22 protein-coding genes, 1 tRNA gene and 1 other RNA gene are annotated in these 20,448 nt (G+C 68.9%); 5 read left to right on the top strand and 19 right to left on the bottom strand.

Features of this window, described 5'->3' with window-relative positions:
• Positions 1–51: 51 nt before the first annotated feature.
• The 3 genes from purD to ffs form a co-directional block, all read right to left on the bottom strand.
• Positions 52–1,305, bottom strand: coding sequence for a phosphoribosylamine--glycine ligase (gene purD, locus ACFYSH_RS09775; RefSeq protein WP_388751716.1), 1,254 nt, complete (start codon positions 1,303–1,305; stop codon positions 52–54).
• An 87-nt stretch (positions 1,306–1,392) separates the two neighbouring features.
• Positions 1,393–3,654 (bottom strand): DNA polymerase III subunit gamma and tau, encoded by a 2,262-nt coding sequence (locus tag ACFYSH_RS09780; protein WP_388751718.1) that lies wholly within the window; start codon positions 3,652–3,654, stop codon positions 1,393–1,395.
• Between the two features lie 80 nt (positions 3,655–3,734).
• Positions 3,735–3,831, bottom strand: an RNA gene (gene ffs / locus ACFYSH_RS09785) — signal recognition particle sRNA small type.
• 131 nt (positions 3,832–3,962) lie between these two features.
• Here ffs and ACFYSH_RS09790 point away from each other — a divergent pair.
• Positions 3,963–4,050 (top strand) — tRNA-Ser (locus tag ACFYSH_RS09790).
• A gap of 63 nt (positions 4,051–4,113) precedes the next feature.
• Here the strand turns inward: ACFYSH_RS09790 and ACFYSH_RS09795 are convergent.
• The 14 genes from ACFYSH_RS09795 to ACFYSH_RS09860 all read right to left on the bottom strand — a co-directional run bounded on the left by ACFYSH_RS09795 (position 4,114) and on the right by ACFYSH_RS09860 (position 15,518).
• Complete coding sequence (locus tag ACFYSH_RS09795) at positions 4,114–5,391, bottom strand: tyrosine-type recombinase/integrase (RefSeq protein WP_359464083.1); 1,278 nt, start codon at positions 5,389–5,391, stop codon at positions 4,114–4,116.
• 74 nt (positions 5,392–5,465) lie between these two features.
• Positions 5,466–5,693 carry a helix-turn-helix domain-containing protein gene (locus tag ACFYSH_RS09800; RefSeq protein WP_359464080.1) on the bottom strand — a complete coding sequence of 76 codons (228 nt, stop codon included), beginning with the start codon at positions 5,691–5,693 and terminating at the stop codon, positions 5,466–5,468.
• A 452-nt stretch (positions 5,694–6,145) separates the two neighbouring features.
• Positions 6,146–7,618 (bottom strand): ATP-binding protein, encoded by a 1,473-nt coding sequence (locus ACFYSH_RS09805; protein WP_359464076.1) that lies wholly within the window; start codon positions 7,616–7,618, stop codon positions 6,146–6,148.
• Between the two features lies 1 nt (position 7,619).
• On the bottom strand, positions 7,620–8,447 hold the full coding sequence (locus tag ACFYSH_RS09810; RefSeq protein ID WP_359464073.1) for a bifunctional DNA primase/polymerase: 828 nt from the start codon (positions 8,445–8,447) through the stop codon (positions 7,620–7,622).
• Positions 8,444–9,094, bottom strand: a complete 651-nt coding sequence (locus tag ACFYSH_RS09815) for a DNA cytosine methyltransferase (RefSeq protein WP_359464071.1) — start codon at positions 9,092–9,094, stop codon at positions 8,444–8,446. Before ACFYSH_RS09815 ends, ACFYSH_RS09810 begins: the two co-directional genes overlap by 4 nt.
• Positions 9,091–9,822, bottom strand: a complete 732-nt coding sequence (locus ACFYSH_RS09820; protein WP_359464069.1) for a DNA methylase — start codon at positions 9,820–9,822, stop codon at positions 9,091–9,093. Before ACFYSH_RS09820 ends, ACFYSH_RS09815 begins: the two co-directional genes overlap by 4 nt.
• An 88-nt stretch (positions 9,823–9,910) precedes the next feature.
• Positions 9,911–10,369: a hypothetical protein gene (locus tag ACFYSH_RS09825; protein WP_359464067.1), complete on the bottom strand. Its 459-nt coding sequence runs from the start codon at positions 10,367–10,369 to the stop codon at positions 9,911–9,913.
• Positions 10,370–10,575: 206 nt separating this feature from the next.
• Positions 10,576–12,681, bottom strand: coding sequence for an FtsK/SpoIIIE domain-containing protein (locus ACFYSH_RS09830; protein ID WP_359464065.1), 2,106 nt, complete (start codon positions 12,679–12,681; stop codon positions 10,576–10,578).
• A gap of 63 nt (positions 12,682–12,744) precedes the next feature.
• Positions 12,745–13,299 (bottom strand): hypothetical protein, encoded by a 555-nt coding sequence (locus ACFYSH_RS09835; protein WP_359464062.1) that lies wholly within the window; start codon positions 13,297–13,299, stop codon positions 12,745–12,747.
• A 24-nt stretch (positions 13,300–13,323) separates the two neighbouring features.
• Positions 13,324–13,656, bottom strand: coding sequence for an RRQRL motif-containing zinc-binding protein (locus ACFYSH_RS09840; RefSeq protein ID WP_359464060.1), 333 nt, complete (start codon positions 13,654–13,656; stop codon positions 13,324–13,326).
• Positions 13,656–14,516 carry a protein spdB gene (locus tag ACFYSH_RS09845; RefSeq protein WP_359464057.1) on the bottom strand — a complete coding sequence of 287 codons (861 nt, stop codon included), beginning with the start codon at positions 14,514–14,516 and terminating at the stop codon, positions 13,656–13,658. Before ACFYSH_RS09845 ends, ACFYSH_RS09840 begins: the two co-directional genes overlap by 1 nt.
• A complete protein-coding gene (locus ACFYSH_RS09850) occupies positions 14,513–14,803 on the bottom strand; it encodes a DUF6303 family protein (RefSeq protein WP_359464054.1) in 291 nt (96 codons plus the stop codon). The genes ACFYSH_RS09845 and ACFYSH_RS09850 overlap by 4 nt, the downstream gene beginning before the upstream one ends.
• Positions 14,803–15,255, bottom strand: a complete 453-nt coding sequence (locus ACFYSH_RS09855; RefSeq protein ID WP_359464051.1) for a Pycsar system effector family protein — start codon at positions 15,253–15,255, stop codon at positions 14,803–14,805. Before ACFYSH_RS09855 ends, ACFYSH_RS09850 begins: the two co-directional genes overlap by 1 nt.
• On the bottom strand, positions 15,252–15,518 hold the full coding sequence (locus tag ACFYSH_RS09860; RefSeq protein ID WP_359464049.1) for a DUF6284 family protein: 267 nt from the start codon (positions 15,516–15,518) through the stop codon (positions 15,252–15,254). The genes ACFYSH_RS09855 and ACFYSH_RS09860 overlap by 4 nt, the downstream gene beginning before the upstream one ends.
• A 451-nt stretch (positions 15,519–15,969) precedes the next feature.
• On the opposite strand from ACFYSH_RS09860, the gene ACFYSH_RS09865 reads away from it, so the two are divergent.
• Together ACFYSH_RS09865 and ACFYSH_RS09870 are read left to right on the top strand one after the other, a co-directional pair.
• Positions 15,970–16,758, top strand: a complete 789-nt coding sequence (locus tag ACFYSH_RS09865; RefSeq protein WP_359464048.1) for a GntR family transcriptional regulator — start codon at positions 15,970–15,972, stop codon at positions 16,756–16,758.
• Positions 16,755–17,408 (top strand): YdcF family protein, encoded by a 654-nt coding sequence (locus tag ACFYSH_RS09870; RefSeq protein WP_359464046.1) that lies wholly within the window; start codon positions 16,755–16,757, stop codon positions 17,406–17,408. Before ACFYSH_RS09865 ends, ACFYSH_RS09870 begins: the two co-directional genes overlap by 4 nt.
• 68 nt (positions 17,409–17,476) lie before the next feature.
• Here ACFYSH_RS09870 and ACFYSH_RS09875 read toward each other — a convergent pair whose 3' ends face one another.
• On the bottom strand, positions 17,477–17,878 hold the full coding sequence (locus ACFYSH_RS09875) for a toll/interleukin-1 receptor domain-containing protein (protein WP_359464043.1): 402 nt from the start codon (positions 17,876–17,878) through the stop codon (positions 17,477–17,479).
• Positions 17,845–18,285, bottom strand: coding sequence for a hypothetical protein (locus tag ACFYSH_RS09880; protein ID WP_359464041.1), 441 nt, complete (start codon positions 18,283–18,285; stop codon positions 17,845–17,847). Before ACFYSH_RS09880 ends, ACFYSH_RS09875 begins: the two co-directional genes overlap by 34 nt.
• A 462-nt stretch (positions 18,286–18,747) precedes the next feature.
• On the opposite strand from ACFYSH_RS09880, the gene ACFYSH_RS09885 reads away from it, so the two are divergent.
• Together ACFYSH_RS09885 and ACFYSH_RS09890 are read left to right on the top strand one after the other, a co-directional pair.
• Entirely contained in the window at positions 18,748–19,224 is a 477-nt protein-coding gene (locus ACFYSH_RS09885) for an HNH endonuclease (protein ID WP_388751725.1), read from the top strand.
• Positions 19,225–19,296: 72 nt separating this feature from the next.
• Positions 19,297–20,277, top strand: a complete 981-nt coding sequence (locus tag ACFYSH_RS09890) for an HNH endonuclease (protein WP_359464035.1) — start codon at positions 19,297–19,299, stop codon at positions 20,275–20,277.
• The last annotated feature ends 171 nt before the right edge of the window (positions 20,278–20,448 follow it).

Genomic DNA, 20,448 nt, shown 5'->3' on the forward strand with positions numbered 1-20,448 from the left:
TAGCCTCAGGCGCCTCGGGAACGTCTCCTCAGGCCGTCTCGAGACGTCTCCTCAGGCCTCTTCGGCGGCCTTCCGCGCGATGTCCGTACGGTGCTGGGAGCCGTCGAGCCGGATCCGGCCCAGCGCGGCATAGGCCCGCTCCCGGGCCTGGGTGAGGTCCTTGCCGGTCGCCGTCACGGAGAGCACCCGCCCTCCTGCGCTGACGACCGCGTCGCCGTCCTGCCGGGTGCCGGCGTGCAGCACGAACGCGTGCGGTGCATCCTGCGCCACCACGTCCGCCAGCCCCTCGATCGGGTCTCCCGTGCGGGGCGTACCCGGGTAGTTGTGTGAGGCGATGACCACGGTGACGGCCGCGTCGTCGCGCCAGTTCAGCGCAGGTACGAGGTCCAGGGTGCCGTTGGCGGCACCGAGCAGGACACCGGCCAGCGGCGTCTTCAGCCGGGCCAAGACGACCTGGGTCTCGGGGTCGCCGAAGCGGGCGTTGAACTCGATGACCCGCACACCGCGCGAGGTGATCGCGAGGCCGGCGTACAGCAGCCCGGAGAACGGGGTGCCGCGGCGGCGGAGCTCGTCGACGGTCGGCTGCAGGACGGTCTGCATGACCTCGTCGACCAGCTTGGGGTCGGCCCAGGGGAGCGGGGAGTACGCGCCCATGCCGCCCGTGTTCGGGCCCTCGTCCCCGTCCAGGGCGCGCTTGAAGTCCTGGGCGGGCTGGAGGGGCAGCACCGTGGTGCCGTCGGTGATCGCGAAGAGGCTCACCTCGGGGCCGTCGAGGAACTCCTCGATGACCACGCGGTCGCAGGCCAGGGCGTGGGACCGCGCGGCTTCGAGGTCGTCCGTGACGACGACGCCCTTGCCGGCCGCGAGGCCGTCGTCCTTCACGACGTACGGAGCGCCGAAGGCGTCCAGTGCCTCGTCGATCTCGGCGGGCGTCGTGCAGACGTAGCTGCGGGCGGTCGGGACGTTGGCACCGGCCATGACGTCCTTGGCGAACGCCTTGGACCCCTCCAGCTGGGCAGCCTCGCCCGAGGGGCCGAAGCAGGGGATGCCGGCCGCGCGTACGGCGTCGGCGACACCGGCGACAAGCGGCGCCTCCGGGCCGACGACCACCAGCTCGGCGCCCAGCTCGGTGGCGAGGCACGCGACGGCGTCGCCGTCGAGTGCGTCGACCGGGTGCAGTTCGGCCACCTCTGCGATGCCGGCGTTGCCGGGGGCGCAGTACAGAGCGGTGACAGCGGGGTCGAGGGAGAGAGAGCGGCACAGGGCGTGTTCGCGGGCGCCGCCGCCGATGACGAGGACCTTCACGGGGTGCAGCCTAGCCGCCGGGGGCAGGGGGCCTCGACGGGCACCGCTCCGTGGACACCCGGGCCGGCCAGGGTGGGCCGGGAGCCCCTACTCGTTGGTGAACTCCTCGACGACCGTGGCGCCCAGCTCGCGGACGATCAGGTCGTGCCCGGAGAGCGCCGAGTCGACCAGGTCGGGATCGTCCGCCTCGGCGGTGTCGTCCTCGGGCGCCACCGCCCGCGGCGGTTCGGGGGCAGCACGGTCGTACGCGGACTGCTCGGGTCGCCCGGACTGCTGCGTCGGGGCCGGCTGAGCGGGCGGCGGGGTCTGCTGGGCGGGGGCGGCCGGCCGGGGCTCGTACGACGGGGCCGGCGGTGCGGGCGGGGGCTGGTACGGGGCGGCCGGAGGCCTGCCGCCGCCTCCCCCTCCACCGCCGGTCTGCGGGGGCTGACCGCCGCCGCCCGACGGATCGACGACCGCGTCGACCCGCCACTTGGCGTTGAACTGCTCGGCCAGGGCCTGCTTGAGCACCTCTTCGCTGCCGCTGCTGGAGAAGGTGTCGCGTGCACCGGCGTTGAGAAAGCCGAGCTGCAGGGTGCTGCCGTCGAATCCGGTGACCTGTGCGTTCTGGCTGAGCAGGATCCAGGTGAACCGGCGGCGGTTCTTCACGGCCTCGAGGATGTTTGGCCACATGTTCCGCACCTGGGCAGCGCCCTGGGCCATGTCCTGACCGCCGGGCGCGGGAGCCTGCGCCGCGGGGGCCGGAGCGGACGGGGCAGGGGCCGGAGCGGGCGTCTGAGCCTGCGGTACGCCTCCTCCGGGCGCGGAGGCGGTCGGCCAGCCGCCGGGCCTGCGCGCCGCTTCCGCACCACCCGCGCCGGGGCCGGCTCCGGCCGCCGCGGGCCAGGCACCGGGGCGCTGACCGGCGGGCGCCGGGGCCGCCGGCTGCTGGGGCGCGGGCTGCCGGGCGGGCGGCGCCTGCTCCTGCGGTACCGCGGGCCGGGGCTGCTGAACGGCCGGTGGTGCCGCGGCCTCAGCGGCCAGAGGTGCGGCTCGCGGTACGTCGGCGGGGAGACCGCCCGGGGCCTCGCCCCGGACCGCCGCACGAGCCGCCGCGGGACCGCCTCCGGCGGGCATCCCCACGCCCGCGCTGTGGGCTTCCGGCCCCGGTACGTATCCCAGGGCGGGGCCGGGCCCGGCCGCGGCGAAGGACGCGCCGCGCTCCAGCCGGTCCAGCCGGGCCTGGAGCGAACGCTCGTCGTCGAAGGCGGCGGGCAGCAGCACCCGGGCGCAGATCAGCTCCACCTGGAGCCGGGGCGAAGTCGCCCCGCGCATCTCGGTGAGCCCCTCGTTCACCAGGTCGGCGGCGCGGCTCAGCTCAGCGGCGCCGAAGACGGCCGCCTGGGCCTGCATCCGCTCCACCACGTCGGCGGGCGCGTCGATGAGCCCCTTGTCCCCGGCGTCCGGCACGGCGGCCAGAATCACCAGGTCGCGCAGCCGCTCCAGCAGGTCCGCGACGAAGCGCCGGGGGTCGTTGCCGCCCTCGATCACCTGGTCCACGACCTCGAAGGCAGCGGCCCCGTCCCCGGCCGCGAAGGCGTCCACGACGGAGTCCAGCAGGGACCCGTCCGTGTAGCCGAGGAGCGAGGTCGCCATGGCGTATGTCACACCGTCGTCGGCGGCGGAGGCCAGCAGCTGGTCCATGACGGACATCGAGTCACGCACGGATCCCGCACCGGCCCGCACCACGAGCGGCAGCACGCCGTCCTCGACGAAGCTGTTCTCCTTGCCGCACACCTCCGCGAGATAACCGCGCAGCGTCCCGGGCGGCACCAGCCGGAAGGGGTAGTGGTGCGTACGCGACCGGATCGTGCCGATGACCTTCTCTGGCTCGGTGGTCGCGAAGATGAACTTGAGATGCTCCGGCGGCTCCTCGACCACCTTCAGCAGGGCGTTGAACCCTGCCGGGGTGACCATGTGCGCCTCGTCGATGATGTAGATCTTGTACCGGCTCGAGGCGGGCCCGAAGAAGGCCTTCTCCCGCAGGTCACGGGCATCGTCCACACCACCGTGCGACGCGGCGTCGATCTCGATGACGTCGATCGACCCCGGCCCGTTGCGCGCGAGGTCCCGGCAGGACTGGCACTCCCCGCACGGAGTGGGCGTGGGCCCCTGCTCGCAGTTCAGACAGCGTGCGAGGATGCGCGCACTGGTCGTCTTCCCGCAGCCACGCGGCCCGCTGAACAGGTACGCGTGATTGACCCGGTTGTTCCGCAGGGCCTGCTGCAGGGGGTCAGTGACATGCTCCTGACCGATGACCTCGGCGAAGGACTCGGGGCGATAGCGGCGGTACAGCGCAAGGGACGACACACGTACGAGGTTATCGGGGCGGACCGACAACCGGCCCCCGCCCGGGACCGCGCACCCGGCGGAACATCACACCCCGGGTACGCAAGGGCCCCCCACGCACCCGCCAGAGCCAACCTACCCTTGCTGCCTTCCGGCCCTGGGGGAGTTCAGTCAGATAGCGCCACGTGAGGGGCTGACGCCCACCTTAGCCGATCCCCGCCCCCTGCCGTCCACCCGCTCCCGCCTCCACCCCTCCCGAAGGAGGGCCCGGAACGATCTTCGGGGAACGTGTTCGCGAGCACCCTCCAACGTCTTGTATTGTTTGCGGCGGAGGATTCGCCTAGTGGCCTAGGGCGCACGCTTGGAAAGCGTGTTGGGGGCAACCCCTCACGAGTTCGAATCTCGTATCCTCCGCCATTGCTCTCACCGGGCAATACGTCGAAGGGCCCCACCGCTTGCGGTGGGGCCCTTCGACGTTCCTCAGCCCTCGTTGTTCTGGTCTTTGTCCACAGGGGCGCTCGGTGCGGGGCCCCAGATGGCGTCCGCGAGCTTCTGTGCCACCTCCTTCAGCATGGCGTCGGGCACGTGCAGGTACCGTGCGCGCATCCGTGAGGACGTGCCTGCCTCCCAGCCCATGATCTGGTCGATCACGCGGTCCGGGATGCCGAGCAGCATGAGGACGGTGGCAGCGGTGTGACGGGCGTCGTGCAGCCGCGCGTCACGCACCCCGGCGTCCTCCAGCAACTTCTTCCAGTCGTGGTAGTCCGTGTTGGGGCTGAGCGGTCCACCGAGCGGCTTCGTGAACACGTAGTCCGACTCGTTCCACAGGCTGCCGGCGGTCTTGCGCTCCCGGGCCTGGACCTCCCTGTGCTTTCGCAGCATCACGACCAGGGGGCCCGGCAAGGGGACCGCTCGGCGGCCGGCGCGGGACTTGGTGTTCTTCGTCTCGCGCCGTACCTGCTTGCGGTCTGGGCAGTAACCGGCCTTACGGCCGCAGGGGGCTGCCTCCTTGCACCCGTGGTCGTACTTGGGGCGCAGCCGGTTCCGGCGCAGCTTCAGGTACTCGTGGCCCAGGTCCACGTCGACCCATCGCAGGCCCAGCGTCTCCCCCTGTCGCAGGCCGAGGGCCAACGCCAGCATCCAACGGGCGCTGTTACGGCGGTTGTTCACCTCGATCAGCAGTCTCTGCACCTCCTCAACTGAGTAGGGCTCGATCTCCTCTTCCGGCTCTTCCACCCGTGGTGGCTTGGCCAGGGCGGCGGCGTTCTTCGCGGCGTGGCCACGGCGGACCGCCTCACCGAGGGCGGTCCGGGCCGTGCGGTGGGCCTGGTGGGCGGTGGCTGCCTTGCTGCCGTTCTTCTGCATCCGGCGGTACAGGCTCTCCAGGTGTTCTGGCTCCAGGCGGTCGATACGGTGCTTGCCGATGCCGGGTACGAGGTGCACGCGAACTGCTACTTCGTACCCGTCGTAGGTGTTCTCGCTGACGACGTCCTTGGCGATGTTCTCGACCCAGTGCCACAGCCACTTCTCAACCGTCCACAGCTTGCCGGGCTGCTGTGCAGTTCCCTGGTCGCGCTGCTTCTCCAGTCGCTTGACCTCTGCGGACAGGGCGATCTCGGTCGGTCGGGTGATGTGCCTGCGGTAGGGCTCGCCGTTGTCCTTGTAGCCCATCGGCACCCGGGCGTGCCAACGGCCGTCCTTGCCGAAGTAGACGGCTGTTTCGCCGTTTGCCCGGCGAGTGCGCTTGTTGTCCGCCACGGGCGGTCTCCTTCGAGTGCAGGTGTGAGCACGGGACGCCGCCCGGCGGGGCGGCGTCCCGTGTGTGAGGTGGTTCAGGCGGCGTGTTGCTCGGCTCGGCGGCGTGCGAGGTACGCGGCCGGGGCGTCGGCGGGGATGCGGCGGAGGGTGCCGATCGTCAGCGATTCCAGAGCGCCCGAGCGGATCAGGGCGAAGCAGGTGGTCCGACCGACGCGGAGGCGGCGGGCGGCCTCCTCCACGGTGAGCAGGATCAGCGTCGAGTCGTCCGCCGCCTGGGATGCGGCTGCATGGACCTGGTGCACGGGTTCGCTCCTTGGTGGTGAGGTAGCGCGTGATGTGTCCGAGGCTGTGATTTCTGCGTCATCGCGTCATCCGCGTCACTCGTGACGCCTGACCTGCGGTTATGTGATGACGCAGCGGTTCGTGGGTGCGTCATCGGTGACGCAGGCGTGCGTCATGGGGTGACGCAGGTGACGCGGGGTGACGCAGCCGAAGCCGTCCTGCGTCACCTCGATCGCAGCAGTTCAGGGGCTGTTTCGGGCCTTGTGGTGACGCGGGTGACGCAGCCTTCCCTTTCTTAAGAAAAAAGAGAGGGGGTGTCTGTTGTGGTGTGGTGCTGCTCAGGGCGTGAAGTGGGGAGCCGCTTCGCGGCGCGACCACCGGGCGGCGTTCCGCCGAACAGCAAGAGGAGCACCCGCTGCCATGGCGCGTCGTGCTCCTCTTGCTTGTCCGTAGCCCCGGTCTCTGGCGCGGGTCAGAGCGACTGTTGCTCGTGGGGCGGCAGGGCCGGGCGTCGGGTCATTTCGATGTACCGGCCTGCTTTGGTGCGGCCCCAGTCGACGAGGACGCCCCGGGCGGCGAGGGTCGGCTGTAGACGCTTGAGGCGGTCGGAGAGGACTTTCCCGGTTGTGGGCCACCCTTTGGGCAGCGGACGGCAGTCGTCGCCGCTGTAGAGGCCGCTGAGGAGGTGCAGCCACTCCGAGGACGTCATCCGCGTCTCGGTTCCCGGGTCGAGGCCAGCGGCGTGCTTCAGGACGGTCTGCGCGAGAAGATCCCCTTCGATGACGTCGTCGTTCAGCTCGTCCAGGCTGCCGCGGTAAGCGGGGAGCGCCCGCAGGCTGGTGGCCGTGTCGAACTGCGCGCACAGGTGCGCGAAGTCCGCCATCCGCAGATCACTCGGAATGTCCGCCTCAGCAGCCCGGACCTTGACCGCCAGGTCGAGGACAGAGCCGAGAATCACGGGCAGTGCCGCTTCGAACTCCCGCCACAGCTCCGCTTCGGTCCGACGCACCCTCGGGCGTTGCAGACGCAGCGGCAGAAGGCGTTCGGCAAGGTCGGGGCGGATGACGCCGACGTCGATCCCGGTCAGCAGGAGCGGGCGGCGGTAGCGGGAACGGACGACATCTCCGTCACTGAACAGGGCCCGCTTGATGCTCTCGGCACCGGTGACGATGCAGCACATGAGGTCGGACAGGTCCGGGGCCAGGTGCGAGAGGTTGTCCAGCGCGGTGACCCATCCTGCGGCGACGGCCGTGATCAGGTTCTCTTCATCCTTCGGCGCCCGGCGCAGGTCGCCGGTCATACCCTCGATGATCCGCACGAGCATCCGGCCGGCCGTGGACTTCCCCGCGCCCTGCGGGCCGGTGAGGAACGGGGCCGGGACGGGGACAGAGGGGCCGAGGCAGCCGATGAGCCAGGCCAGGGCCAGGCTCTCGGTGTCGGCGGTGGCGAAGTTCGTCAGCCGCAACAGCTGGTCGATGCCCTTGCCCTCGGTGTCCCGTGCGGGCATCGGGAGTTCTCCGGTGAGCTGGGTGCGCCGCCAGCACACTTCACGCGGGTCCGGAACCTTGATCTCCCAACCGTTGGGGTGGATGCGGACGGACAGCCCGTCGTCGCGCCCCAGGTCCAGCCATGTCGCCCCGTCGAACCCAGGGGCCACCCGGATATGTGTGGGCTGCACGTCCTGACTCAGCGCGAGTGCTTCGATCAAGTCCAACGCCTCCTTGAGGGACGTCCCGTTGAAGACGCCGACCCCGTCGTTGAAGAGGTCGACCATGAGTTCCTGCCGGTGGCTGCCCGTGGTGCCCTGGGAGCGGATCGGGCGGGCCACGGGGTGGCCGAGCCGCTGGGCGTAGACGGTGCCCTCCGTGGTGCGGAAATACCGAAAGTGCGACTGCGCGTACTCGGTGATGACCTCACGCGCCGGAGTCTTCTCGTCCTCGGCCATGTCACATCCCCAATGCAGCAGAGGCGTTGGACCACGCATCCGAGCAGTGCCGGGCGCTCTCGCCCCTGGCCTGGGCGGCGGCGAACAGCCGCGCCGCGTGGGCCTCGGTGAGGCACCCGCACCGGCCGTGGGCGGACAGCACAGCGAGGAACGTGCAGTACACGGTCGCGTGCACCCCGCCGGCCGCCTCGGCGATCCGCTCCTCAGCCATCGCGATGCCCCGCTCCAGATAGACGGGTGTGCGGTGACGGCACCCCCCGCCCCCGGCGGGCATGGGGGCGGTGACGGGCCGGACCGGTGACGGCTTCTTGACGACCAAGGCCCGCACGACGTCGGGTAGGGCGGTCATGGTGCCGGTGCCGGGCCCGAGCCATCGGGCGTAGGACATCGTGGATTTGATGTCGACGCCAGGCCAGACGGCGTTCGCGGACTGCATCGCTCCCTGGTAGATCCAGTGTTCGCCGCGCGTTGTGAGCACGGTGCGGGTTACGGGGAGCGTCTGGCGGGCCCAGGTGATGGCATCGGCGTGGTCGAGGTCGACGACGGTGAGGCCAGTGCCGCCGGGGTGGTAGGCCACCGCAGCGGTCTGCCTCCAGGCCGACGCCCAAGCGGGCCCGGTGAGGGTGGCGGGGTCGGTGGTGGCTGCGGCCCAGGCGTGGCAGGGGCGGGGGCACTGGCAGGGCCCAGCCGTCTTCATGGTCGGCCGGCCGCCACAGGCGTTGTCCCGGCAGGCAGGGCAGTTCCCGAACGGGAGCTTCCCAACTCGCAGCGGCAGGACCGGGACGTTTCGTGTGGCCAGGGTGAGGGCGGTGGTCAGGAGGGGGTTCATGCTGCGGCCTCCTTCTCGTAGGTGAGGAACTGCTGGCCGATCCATTGGGTGTACGCGGGGGGCACGGCCTGGCGGGCTTCGGTCTTGTTCATCCAGGTGCAGCCCATGGCGTCGGCGTAGGCGCGCTCGCCTTTGTGCTCGAAGGCCAGCAGGCCCCTGTGGTGCCAGCAGGGCGGGAGCAGGTCCCCGCCGCCGCCCCAGGACGTTTCGAAGGCGCGGTGGCGGCGGACGTTGAGGCCGAACTGCGACCCGCACAACAGGTAGTCGGGGCGCAGGGCGCCGCACCAGGACGCTTCGGGGACGTTCTCGATGACCCAGGGGCGGCCGGTGGACTGCATGGCCTGGCGGCCGGCCGGGATGAGGTTTTCGTGGTCCTGCCGGTTGCCGCGCCAGGCGGTGACGCGGGCGAAGTACTGGCAGGGCCAAGACCCGTGGATGAGGTCGAACCTGGAGCCGTGTTCGGCGACGTAGTCGACGGCGTCGGCTTGGACGAACTCGAAGGGGTAGTTCGGCATCGGGTTGGTGTCGACGCCGACGATGTCGTATCCGGCGAGGTAGTAGCCCATGGACAGGCCACCGGCTCCGCAGCAGGCGTCCAGGAGCCGTAATCCGTTGGGCTTGCGCAGGGGCAGGACGCGGGCATTCACGCAGCCACCCCCGACGGTCGGGCGGCGGTGAGCAGGGCACGGCCGATGTGTTCCGAGAACGCCGGGGGGATGGCTTCGGTGAGTTCTTCGCGGACGTCGGTCCACGTGATGCCCATCGAGGTCTGCATCTCCGGCACGGTGGCTTTGCCGCCGCCGGCGCCGTACGGGGCGACGTAAGGGCCGTCGCGGTAGACGCCGTGGCGGTAGCCGCGCACGTAGCCGCGGTGCTTGGGGTGTTCGGGCTGTGGCATGCTCCAGCCGCCGAGCTCGAAGTTTCGGTGGCGCAGGACACCGAGGTGGAACATCTCTCCGCACAGCCACACGTCGCGCCGTGCGGGGGCTTTTCCGTTGGGCTGCTCGATGACGTAGGGCAGGCCGGACGCGTCGAGCAGGGTGCGGAGTTCGGGGATGAGCTGGACGTGCTTACGGCCCCAGCCGCGTGAGGCGTTGGTGCCCACGGTCAGGGCGCATCCGGCCTGGCAGGGCGGGGAGGTGTGCACGGCCGCGTACTGCTCGATCTCGCCGGACGCGATGAGGGCGGCGAGGTATTCGAGCGCATCGGCCCGGTGGAAGGTGAAGGGGTAGTTCGGGCGGTCGGCGATGTCCACGCCGGTCACCTCGAACCCGGCACGGTGATAGCCCATGGCCGCGCCGCCGGCGCAGCAGAAGAGGTCCAGTAAGCGGGGTTGGTGGCCGGGTGCTCGCCGGATCGGGACAGGTTGAGTCATGCTGGATGTCTCCAGTTCTCTGATGAGGATTGCTGGACGAGAGCGGCCCCGGATCATTGGCGTGAGACAGGGGCCGCTCTCGGCGTAGCTAGCTGTGGAAGTGGTTGCGCTTGATGACGGCCTTGCGGATGTTCACCGTCGTGGGCCCGTGCTCGCGGCCGGCGGTGAGGACCTGGAGGGCGATGAAGCCGCCGAAGATGACGGCGGCCAGGATGATGAGCTGCTGGACCAGGGCGGCGAGTGCGGCGATGAACGTGGTGAGCAGGACCAGGCCGCCGCAGACGGCGGCGAACCCGATCCCACCGAGCGCGATGTTCACCGCCGCGCGGGAGACGACCGGCTTGGCCGTGACCGGCTCGGGCCGGGTGTGGTCGATGGCGTAGCCGGTGATGACCCGCCCGTCCGGCAGCACGATCGAAGTCACCGACGGCACGCCACCGTGCTGCACCGGGACGACCGGAGCGGCCGGGTAGGGCGCGATCGGGGTGGGCTGGTGGACGGTCACGGCCTGCGCGGCGGGCCGGTGGCTGGTGTTCTCGGGAAACATGCGGAATCCCTTCCTCTGCTACATCAGGGAGGCGGAAACACCCCCCTCGGGAGGCGCTATGAGGGGGTGCGGGGGTGTTGAGCTGGGGTGACTCCCCGACTCCCTGAACATCACTTTGTGCAGGTCAGGTCCAGGGAGGCGGGTCAGGGAGGCGCTCAGGGAGTTCTCCCTCCCTCCCTGACCCGCCCCGGGGTGGCTCCCTGTGATCAGGAAGCGGAAGCGGAACCGTTGGTGTCCCGGTTCGCGAGCGCGCGGGCGATGCGCTCACGGCCGACGACCATCCGGCCGGCCGACTTGTACGGCTCGGCCGCCGTGCCATCGAGGACCCGCTTCAGGTCGGCGTGCGTCCAGCTCCCGTAGGCGTCCTCGGAGAGCACCGCGAGGCGCTGCAGCACGTCCTGGGTCAGGACCCGGTTCGTGTCACCGATGACGGCCGCGATGTCCGTGAGCGGGTCGCGCACCTCGCCCTGCTCCATGACGTGGAGGGTGGTGACTCCGTCGCGCAGGGCGCGGGCCCGGTTGGCGATCTCCAGGGCCTGGTCGTCGTCGATGTAGTGGGTGCGGACGGTGATGGATGCCTGGCCGGCCGGGATCGCGATGCCGTCGGACGCGACGACGAGGGTTCCCTTGTCCAGGCCCTGCCGCAGCAGGTGCGGCGCCGCACCGCCGTCGATGGCCTTGTCTCCCAGCGCCATCCTGGCCTGCGACTCCGTACCGAGCACGAGAGATGCGCGGGTGTGGGCGCCCTCACGGACCAGCTTGGGCAGGTTCTGGTCCGTCGGGTCCTGCGTGCCTTCCCAGAGGATCACGTCGGCCGCACGGCCCTGGTTGTGGACCTTGCGCACCGCCATGAAGTACCGGGAGGTGGCCTTGGACCCGCCGTAGGGGCGCTTCTCGCTGTCGACGACCGGGCACATGAACGCGAGCTGCGCCTCGTCCACGATCCCGATGAGCGGCGTGAACTTCGTTCCGGGCGGAGCCTGGAGACGGCGCTCCATCTCCGCGACCAGGCCCTCCACCATCTCGGTGGCCTGGACGACGTGGTCATCGGTCGGCCCCTGGATGAGCACGGTGGCCAGGCCATCGAACATGCCCCAGTCCCCGATGCCCTTGAGGTCCGCGATCCGGAACTCCACCGTGCGGTCCAGGGCCAGCCACAGGGCCAGGGACCGGAGTGCTGCGGTCTTGCCCTGGTTGGACAGGCCGGTGATGAGAAGGTGGCGCTGATAGAGGCCCAGGGTGGCGGCGTCGCCGCGCAGGTCCTGGCCCCACGGCGCCTTGCCGCTCTTGTAGTCGGCCTTACTGTCCGGGTCGGTGACCAGCGGAGACGGGCCGATCGGCTCGTCCAGCGCGCCACTGTCCGCGACCCAGAGCCGGACCGTTCGGGCCGCTTCCGCAATCGTGATGAACACTTCGTGCTCGTGCCTGCTGAGGTTCTCGGCGAGCTTGCGCCGCCGCTTCTGCACCTCGTCCGTGGAGACACCGGACGGCAGGGTCACGTCCACTTCGACCCCGCATCCAGCGATGCGGATCGGGCCCAGCATCGAGGCGCCGGCGTCGCCCATCTCCTTGATGGCGTTCCGCAGCGGAGCAACCCCGAGGTTCCGCAGGGCGAGCACGACGATGGACGGGGTGATCGGCTCACCCTGACCCGAGCGCGCATTCGCCGGGAGTGCCCACTGGGGTGCTGCCTGCTGGTTCTTGCCCACGGCCCACAGGCCAAGCAGGACAGCCCACGGGCCGATCGTGACCAGGGGGCCCCAGGTCACGGTGATGATGAAGACGATCCAGCGGACCAGCTCGATGAGCGCCATGGTGGGTGCGCCGATGTCGGTCCAGTCCTTGTTGGCGACGGCGAGCATGATGCCGAGGAGCAAGAGACCACCGGCCCCGATGCCGAGTCCGGCGGCGATGCCTTTGGCCGCGTCCATGGGTGCGGTGAGCAGGTCCATGCGGCGGCGGTGGCGTTCCTGGCGGAAGCGCTGGCCGCGCTCCTCCCACTCGGTGGCGGCCTCCATGTTCCCCGCGGCTTCCGCCGCACGCAGCATGCGCTCATAGCGGGAGGCGGTGCGGCCCTCCCACGTGCGGCGGGCGACGATCCTGGTTCCGCCGAGGACGTAGAGGCCGTGGCGGGCAGTGGCCCGGCATGCGGTCTTGGTGTGCTCGTGGGTGGTCACCGTGCGGATACCGCGTGCCGATCGCACCCACAGGGGCACAGGGGCCGCAGTTGCTACAGCAGCAGTCTCGGCCGGAGCAGCCTCCATGGGGGCGGGGGTGGTCTTTTCGAAGAGGGGAACGACGTTGTCGCTCATGACGGAACGACTCCTGACTGCCCCAACCTTGGGGCAAGGAAGTGGGTGGGGATTGGTGGCGGGTCAGGCTGCGGCGGCGGGGACGAGGCGACCGGCGAGGTACTCGGAGCCGTAAGCCTCTTTCTCGTCGGCTTCCAGCTGCCGGTCGATCTCACGGCTCTGCCGGCCTGACAGGCGCTCGACACCGAGGTCGTGCCGCAGACCGGCGATGAGGCGGTCACGGACGCCCTTGCGGCTGGTCTGCATGGCGTGGACCAGTTCGTGCACGAGGGTGATGGCGAACGTGGCTTCGTTGGGGTGCTGGTCGACGTTGATGACGACCAAGACCCCGCCGTCGGCGAGCGGGATGGACCGCCCGGCGATTTCCCGGGCGTACCGCTTCGCGTCCCGCAGCGCACGGGACTGGACCCGCTTGTCGGTGCATCCGGCGGTCTCCCACTCGGCTGCCGTGGTCACCTCGGCCAGGTTTCGCTCTCCGGTGAGAACGACCTTCACGTCCGGCATACGGCCAGCAACCGCCCTGTCCACGAGCCGTACGGCTTCTTCGGTCAGGCGCTTGGCGGTGCGCAGGGTGGATCCGTAGCCGAAGAGCTTGTGTGTGCTGACGGTCAGCTTCACTGCAACTCCGTCTCTTGCCGCAGGTCAGGCGGCGGATTCAAGGTCTGAGCAGGGCACGCACATGCCGAGGGAGCGCGGGATGCAGTACCCGGCATCACGTCGGCAGTTGGGGCAGGTCCGCCGGGCCCGCATAGCGGCTTCGAGAGCGGCCATGCGGGCGGGCGTCATGGGCCGTACGGGCTTGGCCCGGTCGACGCGGTAGAGGTAGGCGACCAGCGGGCCGCGCCGTTGGCGGGGCCGTTCGAGCTGGGCGGCCACGTCCTGGCCGCCGGGCCGAAGCCCGAGGGTGCGGAGCTGGCGGCGGGTGGCGTAGCCGTCCGGGGCCAGGCGCCACCGGTAGACGGGGAGCGTGGCCATCACGCGGCCACGCGCTTCCACGCGGCCCGCAGCCGAACTTCGGATGCGGAGTGACCGGCGGTCCGGAAGCGTGACGCCATCTCGCGGTAGGACAGGGCCGGGGTTTCGCTGTGCCGGATCTTGTCCACGAGCGTGTCCAAGGCGTCATCGGTGAGGGCGCCGGCCGACTCCAGCGCGAACGCGGAGACCGGCTCCGTGGGGCCCCAGACGGGGAGTTCCCAGCGGGGTGTGACGCCGGGCGTGACGCGGGTCGTCACGCTGGTCAGCGCCCGTCCGGTGTCCTCACCCTCCCGCGCCGACTCCAGCGTCGACCAGGCCTTCGAGAGGGTGTCAGCGGTGCGGGCTTGGACGTGTGCGACGCGGGCACCGGCCTGCGTCACGGCCGTCAACCGCGTCTCCTCCGTGGACGCTTCGGCCCGCAGTCGGGCGCGGGCCACGGCGGCTTCGTCGCGGGCTTCCTGCTGAATGCCCTGGATCGCATCCAGCGCCTCACCGGTGAGCGCGGTCCGCTCCCACAGCCCGTGGACCAGCCACAGGGCCTTGGCCGCGATCGGCAGCCAGGCGACGGCCAGCCACGCGCCGGCCGATTCCTCGGTGAGCGCGTGGGCGACCAGGACGCCGGTCGCGATGAGGCCGAAGGACCAGCCGACAACGGTGACCGGGGTGCTGTGGTCGCCTTGTGCGGCGAGGCGGCGTTCGTAGGCGAGAGTGGCAAGCCACCCGCCGTCGATCCCCAGACCGACAACCACGGCGACCGGCCACGGCATCGCCGCGCCCAGCCACATCACCACCACGGCCAGCGTCAGGACCATGGACACCGCTGTCATGCCGACGGCGGGCAGAACGGTCTTGGCGTTCATGCAGCGCTACCTCCGATGACGGCCGGGGTGATCGGTCGGACCGGGGTGGCGGCCCACAGATGTTTGGGGGTCGGGGAGTTGCGCGTGGCGTTCCACTCCCACTCGGGCCCGTCCGCGACGGAGTAGCCCAGAGCAGTCAGCGCTCGTACGCGCTCTTGCACGGTGGGCATGGGGGTCACGCGGCCGAAGTCGTGCATCGGCCACTCCATGCACGGGGCGTCGGTCAGGACGTACAACACCCATGTGCCGGACGCCCCGGTGGCCATACGTGCCTGCGGCAGCACCATCACGACGCACCCCCGAGGGTGAGGAGAGCGGCGAGGACGAGCAGGGCGCCACCCGCGCAGGTCAGGTCGACGGCGCGGCGCAGGCCGGTGAACTTGGTGACCGCCAGCCGGGAGAGACCCGCCACGGCCACGCTCAGGTCACCGGACAGGGTGGTGGGGATCTCCTCGGCGGTGAGCGTGGCCCACAGGACGAAGCCGTGCCGGCCGTTCAGGTTCGGGCGCACCGACCGCAGCAGCAGACCAGCCGCCGCGACCAGCAACCCCATCCCCAGACCGCCGACCAGGATGGCGGGGAGGTTCAGGGGTGCGTCCTTGGCGACGGTCCAGGCACCGGCCAGGAGCGCGCCGACGAAGGCGAGCAGCAGACCGGTCTTGGTGTCCGTCCGGGCGATCTCGGCCTTCACCTCCGCGTGAGCGGCGGTGAGCGCCTGCGCAGGGGTGAGGGTGCTCATGCCCCCACCCCCGGAACCTGCGCCGTGGCCTGGTTCGCCAGCACGCGGCGAGCGGCCAGCACCTTGCGGCCGGCCCGCCGGATCCGCCGCTCGTCCAGCTCGCTCGCCGGGCGGTCGATGGTCATGATTTGCGCGTCGAGCAGCTCGACTTCCGCCAGGATGAGCGGCATCTCCTGCTCGACCGCGTCCAGCTCAGCGGCCGACGGCTCGATGTCGAGCGACTCGGCCGTAACAAGGGTCTGAAGTGCAGCGATGGTCTTCATGGGTCGTTTTCTCCTAGCAGTGGGACGGCCCAACAACAGCGGCCCCGGTGTCTCACCACCGGGGCCGCACGCCGTCTGCGGGTGAAGCTGGAATTGGCGTGTTTGCGATCTCTGCCCTTGTCTCACCGCACGGACGGGTCCCGCTGACCTTGAAGGGCCGGGGAGGAAGGTGCTTGCTGCTCGTGCGGCAGGGCCTGCGGCTTGTCGCGGATGCCTGTCGTTCGTACTTGGCACGCTGTTCAGTTCTCAAGGAACAGGGCTTCCTTTGGGCTCACTCCCGTTTCCGGGACCCTCCGGGCGCTCTGGTGGTGCTGTGCAAGCAGCCCAAAGGAGGGCCCAGACACTCGCTGTCCTGGGACTGCGGTGCGCCTGGAATGACAATGGCGCACAGTCCCAGGACTGTCAACAGTCCTGGGACTGTGTTTCACTGGAGCCGTTGAGAGGAGTGCGCGTGGCACCCAAGTGGCGGGAACTGGCCGACAAGCTGGCCGAGCAGATCAAGAGTGGTGAGCTGCCCCCTGGTCGGCAGCTTCCGCATATCCGGGACCTGGTCGAGGCTGGTGAGGGGTCGAAGTCCACGGTTCACGCGGCCTATAAGGCGCTGGAGGCCGAAGGCCTGGTGACTTCCTCCCGAGGTCACGGCACTGTCGTGCGGAAGCGGGAGCCGCTCAAGCGGCTCGGCATCGCTCGGTATGACAAAGCCAAATGGCGCGACGGGGACGAGGTCGCGTTCATCGCCGACCGCGTGGCTTCTGGGCGTGCGCACAAGCGCGGCGAGCAGACGCAGAACGTGAGTCGGGTGTCGGCCACGCCACTCGTGGCCGCTGCACACGGTCTTCCGGAAGGCTCCGAGGTGTACGCGCGCGCACGCCTCGTGAAGGAAGGGGACCAGCCGACGCACACCCTGACCAGCTACTACCGTCCGGAGCACGTCGAGGGGACGCGGCTTGTCGACCCGACGCCTGGCCCGGCCGGCAAGGGTGGCGGATACCGCGTGCTCTACGACGCGGGGTACGAGATTGACCACATGCGGGAGGAACTGTTCGCGCGGGCCGCAGTGTCAGAAGAGGCCGCACTACTCCAGCTAACGCCGGGCGAGTGGGTCGTAGAGCTCCACCGCACCACGTACACGGCTGACGGGACCGTGGTGGAGTTCGCCATTGGCATTCACGCGGCGAGCCGGTTCGCCTGGGCCTACGACTTCAAGGTTCCCGACTCGGCAGAAGGGGCCACCCAATGATCTCTGTGCAGACGTGGTCTGACGCTCAGCTGCTCTGGGACTTTCAGCAGATGCACCACGAACCGCAGCCCTGTTCGGTCGGCATCGGTCTCGGCAGCCATGACTTGGGTGTGGCTGACGCGACCGTGGACCTGTATCAACGCGGCATGTTCCCGCTGATCCTCTTCACGGGGGCGACCAGCCGGACGACACGCGACCGGATGCCTCGGGGGGAAGCGGAGCACTATCGGGAGCGTGCGTTGGAACTGGGCGTTCCCGCCTCGGCGATCCTCATTGAGCCGAAAGCGCGGAACACGGGCGAGAACATCAACTTCGCACGCGAACTACTCGCAGAGCGTGGCATCGAAGTGACATCCGTACTGCTCGTGAGCAAGCCGTACGAGGAGCGACGGGCCTACGCGACAGCGCGCAGGCTCTGGCCGGGAGTCGAGATCGTCAGCGCTTCGGCGCCCATGACGCTCTCGGAGTACGTCGACTCCATGAAGGATCCACATCTAGTGCTCGGCATGCTCGTGGGAGCCCAACAGCGTCTGCTGATCTACCCGGAGCAAGGGTTCATGATCAGGCAAGAGGTGCCGGACTCTGTTGTTGCGGCCTATGAGCGCCTGTGTTCCAAGGGATTCACGAGTCGACTCGCGTCGGCCAAATAGGGGCACTAGGGAGAGGTCCTAGCCTTGCTAGCGGTCAGCATGGACGGCCCCGAGCCGACGTGGACGGCTTAACGAGCGGCGACGATGCCCTCGTCTGCCCGACCTGCAGGCCATGGCCAGTTCGGAGCACCCTGGTGCGCGAACCCCCAGTCCTGCAGCAGAGCGCGGACCTCAGCGCTCCCTTGCAGGGCGGTTTCCATCTCCCACCGAGTCCACTCGGTTCTTAGGTAATGGGTGGACTGCACGGCGAGAAAGACATCAGCGCGCATAAGTGCGTCAGTGACGGCCTGTACGCGGTCTACGTCAGGAGTGTGGAGTTCTAGGTCGTCAATATAGATCTGGGTGGCATCGGGAATGATCGCTGCAATTTTTTGCAGCCTCTCGGTTGAATTATCCTGCCTTGCATAGCTAACAAAATAGCGCAACTGGAGGGGTCCTATCCGCTGAGCAGGCCGGCCATGTATGCCCATGCTGCCACTCCGAACAGCAGGCCAAGAATGAAATAATACGCCATGGAGGCGTTGAGTGCGGCCCGCACGGGTCCGACACCCCCAGATGAGGGGATGAATAGGTATTCCTCTGTGCATCGTGCTGCGCGGCGCCGCCAAATTGGAATCATCAAACCCCGGAGCTTCCTCTGGTAGTAATAACTGAAGCTATCTGCTATCCAGAATGCAATAATCACGAGAAATCCGGCCACGAATAGCGAAGGCCCAGGTTTCTTGTCGCCAAATGCGGTGATAATGGTTCCGACTGGGACAAGGACTACGGCGCATAGCTTTTTCAGTTCCAGGCAGGCTTCAGATGCTTTAAGAGTTGCCGCATGCAACTGCTCCAACTGTTCCTTGTCAAGGTCTTCTGCGGTCGGTTCGCTCATCGATGCACCATCCAGGCACTCGTGCGTCACTGGGCCCTCGCCGTAACGGCCAGCGATAATCCCACCACGAGGGGACCAGCGACCGCTTGCGAACGGCGAAGTTCGCGCGCTCGGTTCATGATCCGCTTCATGGAGAGACGGGGGATCGAGTTCGGACCCGCCAGCCCTTCCTCGGGCGGCTCGTTCGCGTGCCTACCCTCTTCCTGGCACAACGTCAGTGCGCATAGACGCACCTCGGGGTACAGGTGCATCTTCGTCAACAGGCCAGGGCGATTCGGGGATGCCAGATGATCAGTGTGCGCACCCGCCTACGGATCAGATGGGCGTCGGCCTAGTGGCCCGGGGCTACCCACTCGCCCTAGGGGTTCCGGCGGTGGGTGCAAGGTCAAAGCCCAGACAACCGATGCCGCCTTGTCTACGGTGTCCTTCATGCCTCGCGGACGTCCGGCAATCCCACAGCCGATGCAGCGCCAAGTGCGCGTCGAAGCCGGCCACCGTTGCGCAATCCCAACTTGTCGGGCTACTCCCGTGGAGCTTGCGCACATCCGCCCCTATGCCCAAGTCTTGGAGCACACCTTTGAGAACTTGATCGCGTTGTGCCCAACCTGTCACGCGCGCTTTGATCGCGGTGACATCGACGGAAGATCGATGCGCCAGTACAAGGCGAACCTGGGTCTGCTCTCAGGTAGGTACGGCCCTTTGGAACTTCAGGCTCTTCAGTGGTTCGCCGATGACACGGCCCGTGAAGAGATCGCCATTCCCCGAGGGGTCGACTGGGCGTTCGGCAATCTGACCCGGGATGGGCTGGCCGTGGTCGTAGACCGTCCCCCTACATGGGGTTCCGTGGCAGACGGGTCGATCGGCATCGTCGGCCTGCGGCTCACAGACGCAGGGCACGACGCCGTGCGGCGACTGCTGGACGCACAGCCCCTGGAGTGAGAGCGCAAGAACTACCGCGCAGATCTTGGGTAGCAACCCTGGGTGTCGGTGGGCGCTCGTATGCTCCCCCCCATGACTGGGGTGGAGATCTTGGCAACCGGGGCTGGTGGCAGGGCTTGGTCCTTCCTTATCGCGGGCGAGGACCGGCAGTTCCAGGGGAACACGGGCTACGAAGACGTCGTGGAGGAGTCCTACAGCTACGACTCGACCGTGGGGAACCATCTCCGCGTAGCCGTCGGGGACCTGGTGGTCGTACGGAGCGGGCGTGAAGCCCTTGGCGTCGGTTTCGTAGAAGCATTGGAAGTGCTGCCAGGCCTGGAGAAGCTGCGTAGTCGGTGCCCTCAATGCGGCAGCACGGGCTTCAAGGAGCGCACCACCGAGCGGCCCCGATTCCGGTGTAGTCCCTGCACCACCACGTTCGACGAGCCGACAGTCGAGATGCTGCGGGTCACGGGCTACAGGGCTCACTACGGAGGAACTTGGCAACCTCTCGAAGGCTGCCTGGACAAGACGCGGTTGGCGGAGCTCAGCTTGAGCAAGTCCGACCAGCAGTCCATCAAGGCCATGGATAGGGAGCGAACTCTGAAGGCGGTGTCTTCGAGAGGTGTCCGGCTCCCCAGGCAACGGCGAACCTCAGGTGCCGATAGGCCTCATCCATTCGAGCTGCCGGGAGGTCGCCGGCGAACGACAGCCGCGGCTCGACGAGGGCAGGACGCTTTCCGCAGGGCCTTGATCCGTGAATACGGGTTCATCTGCGCCATCACAGGCGCGGCGCCAGCAGAGGTCCTGGAAGCAGCGCATCTCCGCCCATTCGCCAACACGGAGCGGCACCGCGTCGAAGAAGGACTGATGCTGCGCTCGGACATCCACCGACTCTTCGACAGCGGCCTGCTCACCATCACGCCCGGCCTGGCCGTGTACGTCGCACCGAGCCTGGCCGGCCACACTCTGTACAGCACCCTGGAAGGAGCTCCTCTGCACATCTCGGAGGATGCCCCGGTGGATCGTGAGGCGATCGCAGAGCATTATTCAGCGACCATCGCCACTTGGTGAAGCCCGGAGCAGTAACCGCACGGCCAACCTGCGCTGCTGCTCTGTGCCCCGCTCCAGCCCGGACGTCGGCCGCTCGCTTGACAACTTGGGTTGCTGAGCGGCGAACCACGATACGCCCGAGGCAGTAGGCGGGTGCGGATCAAGCGTGCCTCCGATGTCGCATTACTCTTC

Source organism: Streptomyces sp. NPDC005791 (genome assembly GCF_042871485.1).
Classification (GTDB): domain Bacteria; phylum Actinomycetota; class Actinomycetes; order Streptomycetales; family Streptomycetaceae; genus Streptomyces.

Coding starts and splice junctions, on each gene's coding strand:
- ACFYSH_RS09805 (WP_359464076.1), bottom strand. CDS start 7,618: ATGGCCGAGGACGAGAAGACTCCGGCGCGTGAGGTCATCACCGAGTAC.
- ACFYSH_RS09810 (WP_359464073.1), bottom strand. CDS start 8,447: ATGAACCCCCTCCTGACCACCGCCCTCACCCTGGCCACACGAAACGTC.
- ACFYSH_RS09820 (WP_359464069.1), bottom strand. CDS start 9,822: ATGACTCAACCTGTCCCGATCCGGCGAGCACCCGGCCACCAACCCCGC.
- ACFYSH_RS09825 (WP_359464067.1), bottom strand. CDS start 10,369: ATGTTTCCCGAGAACACCAGCCACCGGCCCGCCGCGCAGGCCGTGACC.
- ACFYSH_RS09830 (WP_359464065.1), bottom strand. CDS start 12,681: ATGAGCGACAACGTCGTTCCCCTCTTCGAAAAGACCACCCCCGCCCCC.
- ACFYSH_RS09840 (WP_359464060.1), bottom strand. CDS start 13,656: ATGGCCACGCTCCCCGTCTACCGGTGGCGCCTGGCCCCGGACGGCTAC.
- ACFYSH_RS09845 (WP_359464057.1), bottom strand. CDS start 14,516: ATGAACGCCAAGACCGTTCTGCCCGCCGTCGGCATGACAGCGGTGTCC.
- ACFYSH_RS09850 (WP_359464054.1), bottom strand. CDS start 14,803: ATGGTGCTGCCGCAGGCACGTATGGCCACCGGGGCGTCCGGCACATGG.
- ACFYSH_RS09855 (WP_359464051.1), bottom strand. CDS start 15,255: ATGAGCACCCTCACCCCTGCGCAGGCGCTCACCGCCGCTCACGCGGAG.
- ACFYSH_RS09860 (WP_359464049.1), bottom strand. CDS start 15,518: ATGAAGACCATCGCTGCACTTCAGACCCTTGTTACGGCCGAGTCGCTC.
- ACFYSH_RS09870 (WP_359464046.1), top strand. CDS start 16,755: ATGATCTCTGTGCAGACGTGGTCTGACGCTCAGCTGCTCTGGGACTTT.
- ACFYSH_RS09875 (WP_359464043.1), bottom strand. CDS start 17,878: ATGGGCATACATGGCCGGCCTGCTCAGCGGATAGGACCCCTCCAGTTG.
- ACFYSH_RS09880 (WP_359464041.1), bottom strand. CDS start 18,285: ATGAGCGAACCGACCGCAGAAGACCTTGACAAGGAACAGTTGGAGCAG.
- ACFYSH_RS09885 (WP_388751725.1), top strand. CDS start 18,748: ATGCAGCGCCAAGTGCGCGTCGAAGCCGGCCACCGTTGCGCAATCCCA.
- ACFYSH_RS09890 (WP_359464035.1), top strand. CDS start 19,297: ATGACTGGGGTGGAGATCTTGGCAACCGGGGCTGGTGGCAGGGCTTGG.